The sequence below is a fragment of the Cellvibrio sp. QJXJ genome, from assembly GCF_024452345.1.
Taxonomy (GTDB): domain Bacteria; phylum Pseudomonadota; class Gammaproteobacteria; order Pseudomonadales; family Cellvibrionaceae; genus Cellvibrio.
The window spans coordinates 1,967,409-1,983,231 of record NZ_CP101662.1 but is presented as its reverse complement, the minus strand read 5'-3'; the positions used below and the strand labels follow the sequence as shown (position 1 = coordinate 1,983,231).

Genomic DNA, 15,823 nt, shown 5'->3' with positions numbered 1-15,823 from the left:
CATGAAACGCATCAGTGTTACTGAGCGCGCGAATTGGCGCGCTTACGCCGAAGAAGTTGGATTTAATTTTCACACGTTTGACGGCGAGCCCTATTGGGATGAAACCGCGTATTACCAATTCAACTTGCGCCAAATTGAAGAGGATTTGGAAGCGCCCACCGAAGAGTTGCACCAGATGGTGATGGATATGGTGGGCGATATTACTCGCAGCGAAGAAATGCTCACGCTGCTGAATATCCCGCGCGATTTCTGGAGTTATATCTGGAATTCCTGGAACAAAGGCGAACCCCATTTGTATGGGCGGATGGATTTGGTTTACAACGGTTTTGGCCCCGCCAAATTGTTGGAATTAAATTACGACACACCAACATCATTATTTGAAACCGGATTTTTCCAATGGGTCTGGTTGGAAGATCAAATCAAAAATGGTGTGTTGCCGGAAAGTGCCGACCAATTTAATTCCCTGCACGACAAAATCGAAGCCGCTTTTGCGCAGCTCAATTTACCCCAGCCCTTTTATTTCGCCAGCGTGCGCGATAATTTGGAGGATTTGGGCACCGTAAATTATTTAATGGACATGGCGGCGCAAGCGGGTGTGGATGTGCGCTATATCCCGCTGGAGGATATTGGCGAGCTGCAAGAGCAATTTGTCGATTTGGATAATCAACCGATAAAAGGCCTGTTCAAGTTGTACCCTTGGGAATTTATGGTGCAGGAAGATTTTGCCAAAACCATCATGGCCGCCAACACCCAAATGCTCGAACCAGCGTGGAAAATGTTGTTATCCAATAAAGGTATTTTGCCGCTGCTGTGGACTCGCTACCCCAATCACCCCAATTTGTTGCCCGCGTTTTTTGAAACGGCAAGCAGCGAGCCACTGGGTGTGGGATGGGTGCGTAAACCGCTGTTGTCGCGTGAAGGTGCCAACGTGGATTTAATCACCAGCAGTGGTGAAAAAATTTCCGCCGCAGGCCCTTACGCCGACGGCCGCTACGTGCGCCAAGCCTTACATGCACTGCCAAAATTCCGCGACGAATATCGCAACGCCGACACCTACGCCATGCTTGGTAGTTGGGTAGTGGGCGACAGCGCTGCGGGAATTTGCATCCGCGAGGATGCAACCTTGATTACCAAAGATACATCGCGTTTTTTACCGCATATTATTTTGGATTGATTGGTTAGCAAAGGGCTCAATGACGGCAATAAAAAAGGGGCTGCAAACGTTTGTTTGCAGCCCCTTTTTGTTTTTTTGCAGTTGTTTTGCGATTGTGTGATTAACCCGCTGGCAAGTTGGACACAATGGTAATCATCACGCCCGCTGCAATGGCTGAGCCTATAACCCCGGCTACATTTGGCCCCATCGCATGCATCAACAAGTAGTTCTGTGGGTTGGCTTGTAGGCCAAGTTTGTTGGACACACGCGCTGCCATAGGTACTGCCGAAACACCGGCAGAGCCAATCAGTGGATTGATTTTGTGTTTGCAGAACAGGTTCATGGCTTTGGCCATTAGCACGCCGGCGGCAGTGCCAATACCAAAGGCCACAATACCCAGTGCCAGAATGCCCAGGGTTTTGGGATCGAGGAATTTATCCGCCGCCAGTTTTGAACCCACTGCCAAGCCGAGGAAGATGGTGGTGATATTGATCAGGGCGTTTTGCGCTGTGTCAGACAGGCGATCCACCACGCCCGATTCACGCATCAGATTACCTAAACAGAAAGCGCCCAGCAGCGGAGTGGCATCCGGCAGAATCAGGCCGACCAGCGCCAGCATCACAATCGGGAAAATGATTTTTTCGCGTTTGCTCACGGTGCGCAGCTGCTGCATCACAATGCCGCGTTCAGCCTGGGTGGTGAGCAGGCGCATGATGGGAGGTTGGATCAGCGGTACCAGTGCCATGTAACTGTAGGCCGCGACCGCGATGGCGCCCAGTAAGTCAGGGGCCAACTTGCTGGCGACATAGATCGCCGTTGGGCCATCGGCGCCACCAATAATGCCAATGGCTGCGGCGTCGGCGATAGAGAAGTCCAGGCCGAAATAACTTAATCCAATTGCTCCCAATACTGTCGCAAAAATACCAAACTGTGCGGCAGCTCCAAGTAGCAGGGTTTTGGGGTTGGCGAGCAGGGGGCCAAAGTCGGTCATGGCGCCGACACCGATAAAAATTACCAGTGGCGCGATACCACTGGCAATCGCCACCTTGTAAAAGGTGTAGAGCATACCGTCGTTATAGCCAGCTGCCTGCGCGGTGTGCAGTGCTGTTTGGTAGAGTTCCGGGCTGCCGTTACTGAGCGCTTTATAGATTACGGCATCCGCCGTGTCAGCGCTCAGGCCTGCAAGTTGTGCCAGGGCCATACCTATTTCGGGCGTTCCGTTGTGCAGTGCGTGTTCCACCGCTGAAAACGCGAGGCCCGCCGCAGGCAGGTTGGCCAGCAGGCCGCCAAAACCAATAGGCACCAACAGCATGGGCTCAAAACCTTTGCGGATGGCGAGGAACAGCAGTAGCAGGCAAATGCCGATCATGATCATCTGACCGGACTGCATGTGGTAAATGCCGGTGGATTGCCAGAGTCGTAACAGGGTATCCATCAATTATTCCCCCGCAATCGCAAGCAGGGTTTTGCCAACCACGACAGAATCGCCGGTTTTGACATCGATACTGGTGACAGTACCGCTGCAGGGCGCACTGATCTGGGTTTCCATTTTCATGGCTTCCAGCAGCAGTAATAGATCGCCTTCTTGTACTTCATCGCCAACATTGACCGCAATTTTGATGATATTGCCTGCCAGAGGTGCATTGACTGGTCGCGCTTGTACATCGGCGGCCGGTTTGCTGGCCGAGGTACTGGTTCCCGTGTGCAGGGGCTTGATGCCGGTCAAGTCGCCCCCGTTGTTTACGCTTACCGTGTACTTTTTGCCTTCCACTTCCACGGTATAAATTTCTTCACCCGCGTCATTGGTCACTACAGAAGACTCTTTACCGGTAGGTGCCGGCTCAAATGCGGTTGGGTTGTTGCGATGTTCCAAAAAGCGCAGGCCGATCTGTGGAAAGAGCGCGTAGGTGAGTACATCATCCAGTGCGTTTTCACCGGTTCTCAGGGTGATATTGCGCAGTGCCGCTTCTTTTTCCAGAGTCGATGTCAGTTGCGCCAGTTCCGGCGCGATGTTATCCGCCGGGCGGCAGGTAATGGGCAGTTCGCCGTCTTGTAATACTTTTGCCTGCAGTTCGGCGTTCATGGGAGCGGGCGTGGCGCCATATTCACCGCGCAATACACCGGCAGTTTCTTTGGAGATATTTTTGTAGCGCTCGCCGCTCAGCACATTCAACACCGCTTGGGTGCCAACGATTTGTGAGGTGGGGGTTACCAGCGGGATAAAGCCCAAATCCTCACGCACGCGCGGGATTTCGCCCAGCACTTCATCAAAACGGTCGATGGCGCCTTGCTCGCGCAGTTGGCTTTCCATATTGGTCAACATGCCACCGGGAACCTGGGCGATGAGGATGCGCGCATCCACACCTTTTAATGAGCCTTCAAACTTCGCGTATTTTTTGCGAATTTCACGGAAGTAGGTGGCGATTTCTTCCAGCAGTACCAAATCCAATCCGGTGTCGCGATTGGTGCCTTCAAGGGTGGCGACCAGAGTTTCAGTTGGGCTGTGACCGTAGGTCATGGACATGGAGGAAATGGCGGTATCCACATTGTCGATGCCTGCTTCCACGCACTTCAAAATAGTCGCGTGCGCCAAGCCGGTGGTGGCATGGCACTGCATATGAATCGGAATGTCGCACTCGGCTTTGAGGCGTTTGACCAGTTTAAAACCGTCGTAGGGTTTGAGCAGGCCGGCCATGTCTTTAATACAGATGGAGTCGGCGCCCATGTCTTCGATTTGTTTGGCTTGGGCAATCCAGCCATCCAGGGTGTGTACAGGACTCAGGGTGTAAGAGAGTGTGCCCTGCGCGTGTTTGCCGTGGCGTTTTACCGCTTTCATGGCAATTTCAATATTGCGCATATCGTTCATCGCATCAAATACGCGGAATACATCAACGCCACTGTTGGCGGCGCGCTCTACAAACGCTTCAACAACATCGTCGGCATAGTGGCGATAGCCCAGCAGGTTCTGGCCGCGCAGCAACATTTGCTGCGGGGTTTTGGGCATGGCTTTTTTCAGCTCGCGAATGCGATCCCAAGGGTCTTCACCCAAATAGCGAATGCAGGCATCAAAGGTGGCGCCGCCCCAGGATTCGAGCGACCAAAAGCCTACCCTGTCCAGCTTTTCGGCAATCGGCAGCATGTCATCCAAACGCAGGCGGGTGGCAAACAATGACTGGTGCGCATCGCGCAGCACTACATCGGTAATTCCCAGAGGGTTATTGTTGTTCATCATGGTAAAAACTCCTGAATCAGCCGCGCGATTGTTTGTCGCGATGTTGACGAATGGCTGCCTGAATAACGGCTAGGGTAGTGGGGTCAATCGCGTCGGAAGTCGTTTTGCGTTTAGGTGCCGGCGCTTCTTCTACCACCGCTTCCGGGAAGTAGGTATCGATAAAACGCGACATCATATTGACCGCGACAACCAATAGGGCGAGGAACACAAAGACCGTGCCCATGCCAAAAATCAGTAAGTCGAGCGCTTGCTCAAACAGTGTCATTTGCATAAAAACAGACTCCTCGTGGTACTTATCGGCGATGAAGCATGCCGTTATTGGCGTAGGGATTTGCGGGATCGCCAGGAAAATCGCGCGTTTATTATGGTGATGCTTTCAGGGTGTAGCGCTGTCGATCAAAGAGGGTATACGCTGGTTCAGGTAAACCCGGGGTGGGACACCTTAAAAAAATTGGCGCCATTGGGCAAGCAAAAACATACACTTGGCTGCGAATGGCTGGTTATTGGGAGGGATCGTGCGCCCATCAAATCCTGCAAGGTTGGTCTATTCTTGCTGTCATCGGCAATTTAAAAACGGGGAATGGCGGTTGATACCGATAAAAATTCGCGCTTTCGTGGCTATAGCGCTGCTCTGTTGTGTGCAACCTTCACGGGCCAATGATGGCCTATCGATTATCTACACCTATGCCAAAGATTCTTTCGGCGCAATTCTGGAAGAGTTCTCGATTTTTATAAAACGCTACGCCAACGTGAATTGCCCTATCCAGGGTGCAGTTACCAGTGTGCGGTCGATCTGTTTAAAAGCGGGGCAGTGGCTTACACCATCAATGGTGACTGGATTGGCAAGGAGTTTCATGCCGCTCTGGGGGAGGATCTGGGCGTCAGTGCTATTCCTACCGCCGACGGGCGCAAAATGGTACCCACCTTCAGCTCCCATGTATTGTCCTTCCCCAACCAAAGCCTGACGGGCAGTAAACGCGCGCAGTTGCTTAAACTCGCCAATTACCTGCAAAGCATCGCAGTGCAAAAGCATTTCTGGCTGGCGATGGGCGCAATTCCCGTTGAACAGGCGGCATTTGAGCACGCGCAGAAAAATGCACGCGGCTACCTTAAAAAAACCATTGAACTCATGGCGGAAACCAAACCCCTGCCCGCGGATAAAGAGATGACCTTTATTTGGGATGCGATGGGCAAAGGCTTTTTACGTCACCGCGAAGGCGCACTGGATGGACAGGCCGCCGCAAAATATATGCAGCAGTTGGCCGAGCGTCATATTCGCAATGCCCAGCGCATGGTGACGCCAGCTACTGCTAACCCCTGAGGAGCCGATCTTGACCCAGCAGGCCGTTCCGAGTTTTCGTCGCACAGTCTTACTGCTGGTGTGGGCTGTCATTGCAGTGCCGCTAATAATTTTGTGTATTTATCAATTGCGCGCCGACTATGAGCGGCAAGTTGCCAGCTACCAGCGCGAGTTGGTACATGAAACCGAGCGTTTTTCGTTTCAGTTGACGCAGGCCATGCTGCAGTTAATGGGTGACCTGGATCGCATCGCCAGCGATGGCTCGGTTATTCGCTCGCTCTCCATGCCCATTTTGTCGCCCATTTCCGTGCAAAAAATCGAAGCTTATCTTGGCACTAATCCGGCAGCTGAAACGGTAATGCTGATCGATAAAGAGTTTTTCCCTATAGAGGTTATCCCCACCTGGGCGCTCACCGAGGATATTTCGGCCTACGAGCCCTACATGGCGCAGGTCGTTTCATCGCCTGAATCCATCAGTGATCCACGCCCGCGATTGTTTATTTCGCCCAGTTTGCCGGAGAAGCCGCGAACGCTGATTTTTATCCGGCCGATACTCACGGCCAGTAGTTCCCTGTCCCAACCGTTTCAAGTGGATGGCCTGCTGCTGGTTGTAGTTAATGCGGAAAAGTTGGTGCAGGCGGGTGTGGACCCTCACCAGCGTCAGCCAGCCTTATTGCGCCTGCTAGCCGGTGACGAGGTGATTGTTAGCCGCAGCGATAGTAGCAATGATCTTTTTCGCCATCAGGCGGCTATTGTGCTCGGTTCGGGTAACCAGTCGCTGCAACTGGAGCTGGGCCGCCCGATTCAAGGCATTCTCGCGCAGGTGCTCCTGGCCTATCGTCCGCAAGTAATAGTGGTAGTGGTATTTATTGCCTTGATGGTGGTGGTGATTAACAGGCTGGCCGATAAAGTCGTGCGGCCATTGCAATTACTGGATGCGCAGCGCGCCGCCCTACAGCGGTTGGTGCAATATGCCATGCAGGTTCATCAGGCCGACCCATTGGACGAGCTTGGGCAATTGAGCTTGGCCTTGGCGCAAACAATTGGTGGTCAGGTATTTGGTTTGTATCTGCTGCGCAGCGAGTTTTTGCGGGTTGTGAGTTGCTGGGTAAGCTGGATCAATCCACCCAACAACTCCTGCGCAAGCATCACGACGCCTTGAATAATCATGCCTCGCTGTCGCTGTTGATGGACAGCCGGGAGGATCTACACCTGTTTGCGATTGGTGGTGAGGGGGTGGATTATCAGGGGTTTTTAATCACCGCACGCAGTGACCGCAGCAAACTGGCAGAGGAGGCGCTTATGGTGTTGTGTAGCATGCTCTCCTCGGCGCTGCGCCAGCACCGCCTCAATGCCCGGCTGCATCAACTGGCCCATTTGGATTCAGTGACAGGGCTGCCTAATCGTCATCTGTTTAATGCCCGTTACAACGACAAAATTGCCGCCTTTCCGACCACAGATCAATCCGCCCACTTCGGCGTGTTTGTGGTGGATGTGAATGGGCTGAAATATGTAAATGATCATTATGGTCACCAATACGGTGATCAAATGCTGGTTGAAGTAGCGCGCGCCCTTAAAAAAGCGGCGCGAGCAAACGACACAGTGGCGCGGGTGGGCGGCGACGAATTTTATTTGCTGTTGGAGCAGGCAACTGAATCTGTATGTGAAGGTTTTGCCGAGCGACTGAAGGCACAGTGTGGTGATTTGCACATGAACATTGCAGGCGAAACACTTCCCATCAGCTTCAGTATGGGGTTTGCCAGTACCGACAAAGATTCACTTAAAAATTTATTGATGCTGGCTGATGAGCGTATGTATTCCGCTAAAAAACAACATTACCGGCAACAATCGCCCCACTCCAGCTAGGGCTGATTGACTGTTACCGTTTTAATCACCTTACAAGGGTTGCCTGCGGCTACTACACCTTCGGGAATATCTTTATTGACCAGGCTGCCAGCACCGATTACCGAACCTTTGCCAATAGTCACACCTGCCAAAATAATCGCCCCACCGCCAATCCAACAGTCATCGCCGATGGTGACGGCCGCGCAAAACTCTTTTCCAGTCGCACGCTCCTGCGGGTCGAGTGGGTGAGTGGTGGCGTAGATTTGTACATTGGGGCCGAACATTACATTGTTGCCAATACGCACTTCGGCTACATCCAAAATCACGCAGTTATGGTTGGAATAAAAGCCGTCACCCAAAAAAATGTTGCTGCCATAATCGCAAAAAAAACTGGGCTCAATATAGGCGCGCGACACCTGACCAAACAATTCTTGATACAGCGGTTTGCGCGCTTTGGTTTGGTCGGCGCGCAGGGCGTTCAATTGTTGACAGAGTTGTTTGGCGCGTTTGCGCGCGGCTACCAATTCTGGTGCGAAGGGGTTGACCTCAACAAACGGGTTCATAGTTTGACTCTCTGGTAAGGGGTATTTGCGGTAGAATGGCGTGAAATCCAGCTGTAATCATAGAGCAAGCCCCATGAGAACCAACGATATTTTTCGCAAAATTACCCAGTCACTTACGCTGGGCAACTTACAAATCCAACAGTTATTTGCGCTGTCTGCGATCGACCTGAACGATAAAGAAATCGCCAACCTATTGAAAACCGATTATCAGCCCGGCTTTGAACCCATGCCGGATTATGTGTTGCTGATTTTCCTCAATAACCTGATTGAACAACAACGCGGCAAAAAAAACGACGCTGAACAAGAGGTGATTGAGAAACACGCCAAAATCTCTAACAACGATGTGCTAAAAAAATTGCGTATCGCCTACAACTTGCATGAACAGCAAGTGCGCGATGCACTAAAGTTGACAACCATTGAGTTGACCAAATCGGATCTTGCGGCCTTATTCCGCAAACCAGGTCATGTGCATTTCAAAGCCTGCGACGATGAGTTGGTGCTGGATTTTATTGAAGGGTTGGGGTTGTTGCTGCAACAGCGCCAGGCAGGGGCCTAAGTTATGGAGCAAAATACCGCTGCCCGTGTGGCTGTGGCACGCTGGCTAAATGAAGTGGTGATTGGTTTAAACCTTTGCCCCTTCGCCGCAAAACCCACAGGAGAAAACCGCGTGCGGATGGTGGTGAGTAATGCCACTGACGATGAACTGCTATTGCAGGATTTACAGCGCGAACTGGAATTGCTCGATGCAACCCCTGCCAGTGAAATAGAAACAACACTGCTAATTATTCCGCAACACTTGCAGGACTTTTTTGATTACAACCAATTTTTAAATTGGGCCGATCAGCTGCTTAAACGCAATCGCTGGACAGGTGTTTATCAGTTGGCCACCTTTCACCCGGATTATTGTTTTGCGGGCGCTGAACCGGACGACGCCGAGAACCTAACCAATCGCGCGCCCTATCCAATCCTGCATATTATTCGTGAAGCCAGTTTGGAAAAGGCGCTGCAGTTTTTTCCTGATGTGGAAGCGGTGCCAGAAATAAATAAAGCGCGGGTGGAAAAATTAACAGCGGAAGAAAAGCAGGAGTTGTTTCCGTATCTCTTTCGCGGAATCTGATTGCAAGAGTGTTTAGCCTGGCAGTGCATTCCTTTGCTAGCGCCAGATATTGTTAATTAGTACTGAACCTGAAAGCTGATAAATACTTCTCTGCCAACATAGTCATAGCCACTATACAGCGGTGAGTTGCCAACGCGGTTGTAGTAGCCTGCAGAAATTTCTGGTGGTGTTTCGTTAGTCAGGTTGCGCACACCCACTGTGGTTTTCCAATTGTCTGCCTGGTAGCGAGCGGAAAGCCGGTGTTCAAGATAGCTTGGCACCCTGTAGTCAGAAAAACTTTCGGCGGGGTCTTCATCAGCTTCCGCGTAACCATCCATGCTGCTAATCCAATCCACGCCATAGGTAAATTTCCAGCTGTCGATTGCGTAACCTATTTCACCTGAACCGCCAAACTCCGGGCTTTCCAAACTGCCGTTAAATTCTTCCAGCGGGTCGTCGCTGAAAAGTTTGGACGACTGTTCGTAATATCGTGTCAAGCTTAAATTGAGCGACACTGTGCCCGCTCCCAGCTCCTGTGAAAGTGTGGTATTGATGTCTAACCCACGCACAATTTCTGTAGCGAGATTCGTGTAAGTATCATTCACTGTTAATTGTTTGGTGACTGGGTCGCGGCGCACTAATCGGCACAGACCTTTGTCGGCTGCAAAATCTGCGGAATCGTAGCAGCGATCCAAAATTTCATCTTCCCCGGCTTTTTGTACGCCGTTATTAATTTGAATATCAAAATAATCGATGCTGATGCTCAAATCCGTGCTGTCGCCAAGGGTGGGGGTGAAAATAATACCGTAGGTGGTGTTGTCGGATGTCTCTGCAAATAAACCTGCGTCAGCGCCGCCCAAACTAAACACTTCAACGCCATTGGTGGCCAGAAACTCAGGTTGCCCTGGCAATTCCAGTGCGCAGTTTGCCGCGCGATTTGGGTTGATTCCGTCTGCTCCGTATTCGTTACAAGGGTCAAGCGATGCAGAGCGAAAGCCGCTGGTTGGGCCTTGAAATTGTTCAAATAGCGCCGGTGCGCGAAATGAAGTGCCGCGCGATGCACGCAGTGAAATCCAATCCGTGGGTGAATAAATAAAACCAATTTTGTAAGTGTCGTCTGAGCCGTAGGAATCATAATCCGTATAACGAATTGATCCGTTAAGGGTTAGTTCTTCTGCAAATCTTGCTCCGAGTAAAATCGGAATTTGAATTTCGGTATAGATTTCGTTGACATTGTCATCGCCAATTGTGGGGGTTGCACTACTCAAATTAAAAAGATTGCCAGCGATGCTGTTTGCATCGGGTTGATCATTAATTTCCATGCGGCGATGTTCAATACCAAACACGCCTTGCACTGAACCTGCGGGAACATTAAATAGCGGGCCATCGATAATTGCGCTGAAAATGGACTCTTCATATTCGGTAGAGCCTTGGGTATTGCGAAAAATATAATCTTTAAAGTCTTGTGGTAATTCGCCCCCGACCACAGCAGCGGTTAGATGCGGGTAGGGAATGCATTTTTCATCGGGATTGGTGAGATTAATTTCACAGGTGAGACCGTCGCGAATCAGTGTTGGATCTACGCCGGCGGGCGCACTAATCGCGTCGCTGGCGTAGGTGAGTTTATCAATCAGGAACGAATCCCTTTCATAGCTGGCATCCGACTTGGCATAGCTGGCATAAATGTCGTAGCGCCAGTCAGGTAAAAATGTCAGGTCGCCGCGTATACCAATTGTGGGTTTGTAAAAATCGATCTCCTGTACGCTGCTGTCGTTGCCGAAACCCACAAACGCGCGCACACCAACCCGCTCTCCATCGCTGGTTCCCTGGTCGGCCGCAAAATCGCCGTAGGCAAGTTCAGAGGGAATTAATGGGCTGCCGCGGCGGTAATCCATTGAGAGTTGACGATAACTGGTTTGGTTGGACTCGCGCCGCGACGCTAGCAGCTCGGCATATAATTGCGCGTCCCCCAGTGTTTGCAAATCGTATTTACTTTGTAAAAAACCGGTATAGGTTTTTGCCGGGGAAATTAAATCTTCATTCAGCATGCGTTGTTCAAATGTGTCGCGCACATTCAAATCATTAGTGCCACCGCCGACTCCCTCGTAGCCAATCACGCCGGTTGTCACTGAAGCGTTAGGGCGAAAGCGGGTAAAGGTAGTTCCGGATGAACCGGGCCCGCCCACGACTGGGCCATTCAAGCCAAGAGTATCCCAGTTATCTGCCGTTACGCCCTGGGTGCCAATGGTATTAATAGTTACACCATTCGAACCCGTAGTGGTGATGGGGTAGCATTTTGATTTGCCCGTATTAGGGTCAATAAAATCTGCCGATTCTCCGGTTTGCGGATCGCGCAGCTTATCCTGATTGCAGCGCGTCCACTTTCTGTCACCCAGGGTGAGTGGTTTACGTTCGTAATAATCAAAAGAACCGGAAAGTGAAAAACGTTCCTCGTTCATGCCACCGGAAAGTGATAAACGAATTTGTTCACCGTCCCCTTCGGTGGGGTAATTAAAATCTCCTTCAATGGCCCAGCCTTCCACCGCTTCTCTGGTGATGACGTTAATAACCCCACTTACTGCATCTGAACCGTAAATAGATGAGGCACCATCGCGCAATACTTCGACACGTTCGATCATGGCAGTGGGTAAAACATTTAAGTCCGCCGTGCCGACTGCACCTTGGGTGCCGGAGGGAGCGACACGCCTGCCGTTAATCAGTACCAGTGTGCGGCTTGCACCCAAGCCACGCAGGGAAATGGTATTGGCACCCGGGCCGCCATTGGTGACATAACCACCGTAGGCATTATTGATTTGTGATGCACCACCGGTGAGGGCATTGGATTGCAATAAATCAACCGTGGAATTTAACCCTGCGGTGGCAGCACTTTCGCGGGTAATCATTTGGGTTGGTGATATTGTTTTTAAATTGGTTTGGCGAATGCGCGAACCCACTACCACCAACTCTTCAATTTCACTGGCGCTATTTGGATTGCCGGTTTGGCTTAATGCTGAGGGGCTTAACAATAATAATGTGCTGCCAAGCGGCAACAGATATTTAGTTAGCGAGACTTTGGTAGTGGTTATGGCCAAGTGCAAAGCATTTTTAGTAAACATCACAACTCCTTGCGTTTTTCGGGTTAGATTGAATTACGAAGAGTGCATCCAGAGTTGTTGGTCTATTGCACGCGAATGTGCACGCCCATGCAGTCTGAATTGTTTGGTGGATGTATAACTTTTTACATTCTAGTAATAAGCAAAAAGCTTGCCGCGCAAAAACGGGTAAAAGTGTGTGATGTTGCGCACAACTAATGCGCAATTCAGAGTGAAAAAATAATTAATAAAATTTTAGGCGACAAGGTGATGTGTTGGTGCGGTGCAATCAAAATGGTCAGGCAATAATTTGGTGCGGTTTTTTAATTTTATTTTTAAATTTTATTGGCGCGTAATAAAACATTTATTCAAATGGCGCTAAAACAATCCATCAATTCCATTACGGCCAACGCATCCATCAAGCTGCAAGGGTTGTCACCTTCGCCGCGGAAATAGGCGTTTACCTGTGCAATCAATGGCTGCTGCACATGCGGCGGATAATTCATCCTGATGCTGTGTTTGCCATCACCATTAACGACATGAAACTCGGTGTCATCAAAAAAGCTGAAACTGATACTGCCCTGGGTGCCAATAATTTCGCAGTGATCGCGCTTATACATTGGCGCCAATGTAAAGTGCCAGCGGCCTTGCAGTACAACACCGGATTCCAATTGTGCCCACCCTTGCACCAGATCATTCGCCTCACTTAAATGACGTTGATTGAGTGAAAATCCATTGGCAGTGGTCACGGCGCCAAACCAGTGCAGCATTAAATCCAATTGATGCGGTGCTAAATCGTGAAACAAACCGCCGCCGGAAATGGCGGGGTCAAGTCGCCAATTATTTTCGTTTGGCGGTGTTGTAGGCGCGGGGCGCAACATATCAATCTGTGCCAGTAGGGGTATGCCTATGGCACCGGTGCGCAACAGCTCTTTAATTTTTACAAAGCAGGGCATTGCGCGGCGGTAGTGCGCGACACACACTTTGTTGCTACTTTGTTCGGCGGCAGCAATCAGTTGTTTGCATTCGTCTGCATTGAGAGTGACGGGTTTTTCGATATAGACATCTTTGCCGGCGGCCAGTGCTGCCAGTGCGTAGTTTTTGTGTTGCGCGGGTGGAGTTGCGATATAAATGGCATCTATATCTGGATTGCTGAGCAGCGCTTCGGCATTGTCATACCAGCGTGGGACTTCATGGCGTAGCGCATAGTCTTTGGCTTTTTCAAGATCACGACGCATCACCGCAAGCAATTGCGAGTTGGGGTTTTTGTAAAACCCCGGGCCACTTTTTGCTTCGCACACACTGCCAACACCAATAATGCCCCAGCGGATTGTTTTGTTCTTGTTCATATTGTGTGGTGCCAGTGTGAATTTTTATACGAGAGTAATTTTATCTTTTTCGATCAAAATTTTGCGTTGTTTATAAAGCAAGCTCAGGGCATTTTTGTAATTGCCTTTGCTTACGTTAAACGCTTTATGAATAGCATCCGGGTCGCTTTTGTCGGTCAAGTAGGAGACGCCGCCTTTTTGTTCCAGATCGCTGAGAATTTTTTCGGCTAAATCTTCTTTGGTGTCGCGTGCGTGTTTTTGCAAACTCAAATCAATTTTGCGATCAGCGCGAATTGCTTTGATATAACCTTTTACTTTTTCGCCGTAGAGCAGGGTACGGAATGCATCGTCGCGGAAAATAAGCCCCAGGTGAGTGTGATTCACAACGGCTTTGTAACCCATATCGCTGCGGCCGCAAATAATTAAATCTACGGCTTGCTGCGCGCGCAAACCACTGGCGCGCTCTTCCAAATGGCGGTTTAACCGCGAGGACGCGGTAATGCGGCCGGTGTATTCATCTTGATAAATACACACCACATAAGAGCGGCCCACTTCCATGGGTTTGTGCTGTTCGCTATAAGGCACCAGTAAATCTTTGGGTAGGCCCCAATCCAAAAATGCCCCCACGTTGTTCACTTCTTTCACTTCCAAAAACGCACATTCACCCACCATGGCTTTAGGGGTAAGGGTGGTGGCGATAATGCAGTCGTCTGAGTCCAGATAAATAAATACATCCAACTCTTCGCCGATTTTCATATCAGCTGTCACGTAGCGTTTGGGTAATAAGATGTTGCCAAACTTGCCACCATCAAGAAAAATGCCGAAATCGGTGTGTTTGATGATTTTTAAGCGGTTTTGCTGACCTATACGTAACATACTTGACTCAGTGAAAGACGTTGCAGATTGAGCGCTGTGCGCGAATAGCGCACAGTTTATTAGCAAGGTGGGGTTAAGGCCAGCAAAACTCCGGCGGGGTGTATGTTTGGTGTGTTTGGGTTGTGAAATTTTATTGATGAATGTTGAGTTGTAATTTATGCAGTTATTTTCGTTTGACTATGCCGGCCACGAATTTATGGTCGCAGCGACACCGGCAACGGGAGAAGAGCAAGTCGTGGTTGATGGGCAGTTGATGTCCAGCAGCCGCAATTTTGGGATCACTAGCACCCACGAGTTTGTCGTGCCGGCACTGGGGGCGATGAAATTGGTTTATGTACTCAACTTGCGTGCAGGGGACGTGAACTACGAATTGTGGCTCAACACGCAGTGTGTAATTGAAGGCCGTGCGCCGGTTTCTACCGAGCAGCAGGTTGCCGCCCAGGCGTTTGCAGCGCAACAGCAAGCCTTGGCCGATGGGGTAAATCCAGGTGCGGCGCCTGCTCCGGGTAAGAGTAACTCCTGGTTATCGATTGGGTTAATCGCCTTCAAGTTTTTAAAAGCCGCACAAGTGGTAAAGGTCGCCTTGATGGCCGCGTCGGTTGCCGTGTACAGCGTGATGTTTACCCTGGAATTTGCGCTGGCGTTAATTGGCGTATTGGTATTTCACGAATATGGTCATTTACGGGCGATGAAAAAATGTGCTCTACCCACCAAGGGTATGTATTTGATTCCGTTTGTGGGTGGTTTGGCGGTGGGTGATATGCCTAAAACCCGCTGGCAAGATGTGTATATTTCCATGATGGGGCCGGTATTTGGCCTGATCCTGACGGTAGCCTTTTATATCGTGTATCTGATTACCGGAAGCCATTTTGCTGGTTTGGTGGCATCCACCAGTGCGCTGTTGAACTTGTTTAACCTGATTCCTGTACACCCGCTGGATGGTGGGCGCGTGGTTAAATCGCTGGTGTTTTCCGGGCGCAATTATCTGGCATTGGTGGCTTTGCTCATTATTTCCGCGCTGTGTTTTGTATTGGCGTGGAAATTGGGTTTGTATTTCATCACCTTTTTTATTGTGCTGGGAGTAATTGATATTCTTGCTGGTTGGCGCGTGGGTTTAGCGGAGGATATTCCCCCTTTAACACGCTACGGCATCTGGTTTTCAGTACTGTGGTATTTAGCCGTAGTGGCGATGTTTATCGGTATGATTTTATTGATCGCTGCCGATGAACTGCCGGGTTCCGAGATTGCGATTAAGGTATTGGCTTCTTAGGTTGTTGTTTAATCTGGTTCGCTTAACGCAAAAAATCCCCAGTTGGGGATTTTTTGTTTTTAGGGCGG

Annotated in this window: 14 protein-coding genes; 7 read left to right on the top strand and 7 right to left on the bottom strand. The window is 50.3% G+C overall.

What is annotated here, in order from left to right:
* Position 1: 1 nt before the first annotated feature.
* Positions 2–1,174 carry a glutathionylspermidine synthase family protein gene (locus NNX04_RS08600; RefSeq protein WP_261948151.1) on the top strand — a complete coding sequence of 391 codons (1,173 nt, stop codon included), beginning with the start codon at positions 2–4 and terminating at the stop codon, positions 1,172–1,174.
* Positions 1,175–1,274: 100 nt separating this feature from the next.
* Here the strand turns inward: NNX04_RS08600 and NNX04_RS08595 are convergent, their stop codons facing one another.
* The 3 genes from NNX04_RS08595 to NNX04_RS08585 are packed head-to-tail and all read right to left on the bottom strand — an operon-like array spanning position 1,275 to position 4,656.
* Complete coding sequence (locus tag NNX04_RS08595) at positions 1,275–2,588, bottom strand: sodium ion-translocating decarboxylase subunit beta (RefSeq protein WP_261948150.1); 1,314 nt, start codon at positions 2,586–2,588, stop codon at positions 1,275–1,277.
* Between the two features lie 3 nt (positions 2,589–2,591).
* The gene (gene oadA / locus NNX04_RS08590; RefSeq protein ID WP_261948149.1) at positions 2,592–4,385 is read right to left on the bottom strand and encodes a sodium-extruding oxaloacetate decarboxylase subunit alpha; all 1,794 of its coding nucleotides are present in this window, start codon (positions 4,383–4,385) and stop codon (positions 2,592–2,594) included.
* Positions 4,386–4,401: 16 nt separating this feature from the next.
* Complete coding sequence (locus NNX04_RS08585; protein WP_151058708.1) at positions 4,402–4,656, bottom strand: OadG family protein; 255 nt, start codon at positions 4,654–4,656, stop codon at positions 4,402–4,404.
* 540 nt (positions 4,657–5,196) lie between these two features.
* On the opposite strand from NNX04_RS08585, the gene NNX04_RS08580 reads away from it, so the two are divergent.
* From NNX04_RS08580 to NNX04_RS08570, 3 genes are read left to right on the top strand one after another with little or no spacing between them, the layout of a single operon-like run.
* Positions 5,197–5,706 (top strand): hypothetical protein, encoded by a 510-nt coding sequence (locus tag NNX04_RS08580; RefSeq protein WP_261948148.1) that lies wholly within the window; start codon positions 5,197–5,199, stop codon positions 5,704–5,706.
* Positions 5,707–5,716: 10 nt separating this feature from the next.
* Positions 5,717–6,847 carry a hypothetical protein gene (locus tag NNX04_RS08575; RefSeq protein ID WP_261948147.1) on the top strand — a complete coding sequence of 377 codons (1,131 nt, stop codon included), beginning with the start codon at positions 5,717–5,719 and terminating at the stop codon, positions 6,845–6,847.
* Entirely contained in the window at positions 6,787–7,551 is a 765-nt protein-coding gene (locus NNX04_RS08570; RefSeq protein WP_261948146.1) for a GGDEF domain-containing protein, read from the top strand. Before NNX04_RS08575 ends, NNX04_RS08570 begins: the two co-directional genes overlap by 61 nt.
* Here NNX04_RS08570 and NNX04_RS08565 read toward each other — a convergent pair.
* On the bottom strand, positions 7,548–8,093 hold the full coding sequence (locus NNX04_RS08565) for a sugar O-acetyltransferase (RefSeq protein WP_261948145.1): 546 nt from the start codon (positions 8,091–8,093) through the stop codon (positions 7,548–7,550). The two genes, NNX04_RS08570 and NNX04_RS08565, sit on opposite strands and share 4 nt — an antisense overlap.
* Positions 8,094–8,166: 73 nt before the next feature.
* Here NNX04_RS08565 and NNX04_RS08560 point away from each other — a divergent pair, with 73 nt between their 5' ends.
* On the top strand, positions 8,167–8,649 hold the full coding sequence (locus tag NNX04_RS08560) for a DUF1456 family protein (protein WP_261948144.1): 483 nt from the start codon (positions 8,167–8,169) through the stop codon (positions 8,647–8,649).
* A 3-nt stretch (positions 8,650–8,652) separates the two neighbouring features.
* Entirely contained in the window at positions 8,653–9,210 is a 558-nt protein-coding gene (locus NNX04_RS08555; protein WP_261948143.1) for a DUF1415 domain-containing protein, read from the top strand.
* Positions 9,211–9,266: 56 nt separating this feature from the next.
* Here NNX04_RS08555 and NNX04_RS08550 read toward each other — a convergent pair whose 3' ends face one another.
* The 3 genes from NNX04_RS08550 to NNX04_RS08540 all read right to left on the bottom strand — a co-directional run bounded on the left by NNX04_RS08550 (position 9,267) and on the right by NNX04_RS08540 (position 14,485).
* Entirely contained in the window at positions 9,267–12,305 is a 3,039-nt protein-coding gene (locus tag NNX04_RS08550; protein WP_261948142.1) for a TonB-dependent receptor domain-containing protein, read from the bottom strand.
* Between the two features lie 344 nt (positions 12,306–12,649).
* On the bottom strand, positions 12,650–13,630 hold the full coding sequence (locus NNX04_RS08545) for a Gfo/Idh/MocA family protein (RefSeq protein WP_261948141.1): 981 nt from the start codon (positions 13,628–13,630) through the stop codon (positions 12,650–12,652).
* 24 nt (positions 13,631–13,654) lie between these two features.
* On the bottom strand, positions 13,655–14,485 hold the full coding sequence (locus NNX04_RS08540; RefSeq protein WP_007643104.1) for a CvfB family protein: 831 nt from the start codon (positions 14,483–14,485) through the stop codon (positions 13,655–13,657).
* Between the two features lie 157 nt (positions 14,486–14,642).
* Here NNX04_RS08540 and NNX04_RS08535 point away from each other — a divergent pair, with 157 nt between their 5' ends.
* The gene (locus NNX04_RS08535; RefSeq protein ID WP_261948140.1) at positions 14,643–15,755 is read left to right on the top strand and encodes a site-2 protease family protein; all 1,113 of its coding nucleotides are present in this window, start codon (positions 14,643–14,645) and stop codon (positions 15,753–15,755) included.
* The last annotated feature ends 68 nt before the right edge of the window (positions 15,756–15,823 follow it).

Bases quoted from the DNA above. Each gene is read 5' to 3' on its own strand.
- NNX04_RS08600 (WP_261948151.1), top strand. From the start codon at position 2: ATGAAACGCATCAGTGTTACTGAGCGCGCGAATTGGCGCGCTTACGCC.
- NNX04_RS08595 (WP_261948150.1), bottom strand. From the start codon at position 2,588: ATGGATACCCTGTTACGACTCTGGCAATCCACCGGCATTTACCACATG.
- oadA (WP_261948149.1), bottom strand. From the start codon at position 4,385: ATGATGAACAACAATAACCCTCTGGGAATTACCGATGTAGTGCTGCGC.
- NNX04_RS08585 (WP_151058708.1), bottom strand. From the start codon at position 4,656: ATGCAAATGACACTGTTTGAGCAAGCGCTCGACTTACTGATTTTTGGC.
- NNX04_RS08565 (WP_261948145.1), bottom strand. From the start codon at position 8,093: ATGAACCCGTTTGTTGAGGTCAACCCCTTCGCACCAGAATTGGTAGCC.
- NNX04_RS08560 (WP_261948144.1), top strand. From the start codon at position 8,167: ATGAGAACCAACGATATTTTTCGCAAAATTACCCAGTCACTTACGCTG.
- NNX04_RS08555 (WP_261948143.1), top strand. From the start codon at position 8,653: ATGGAGCAAAATACCGCTGCCCGTGTGGCTGTGGCACGCTGGCTAAAT.
- NNX04_RS08550 (WP_261948142.1), bottom strand. From the start codon at position 12,305: ATGTTTACTAAAAATGCTTTGCACTTGGCCATAACCACTACCAAAGTC.
- NNX04_RS08545 (WP_261948141.1), bottom strand. From the start codon at position 13,630: ATGAACAAGAACAAAACAATCCGCTGGGGCATTATTGGTGTTGGCAGT.
- NNX04_RS08540 (WP_007643104.1), bottom strand. From the start codon at position 14,485: ATGTTACGTATAGGTCAGCAAAACCGCTTAAAAATCATCAAACACACC.
- NNX04_RS08535 (WP_261948140.1), top strand. From the start codon at position 14,643: ATGCAGTTATTTTCGTTTGACTATGCCGGCCACGAATTTATGGTCGCA.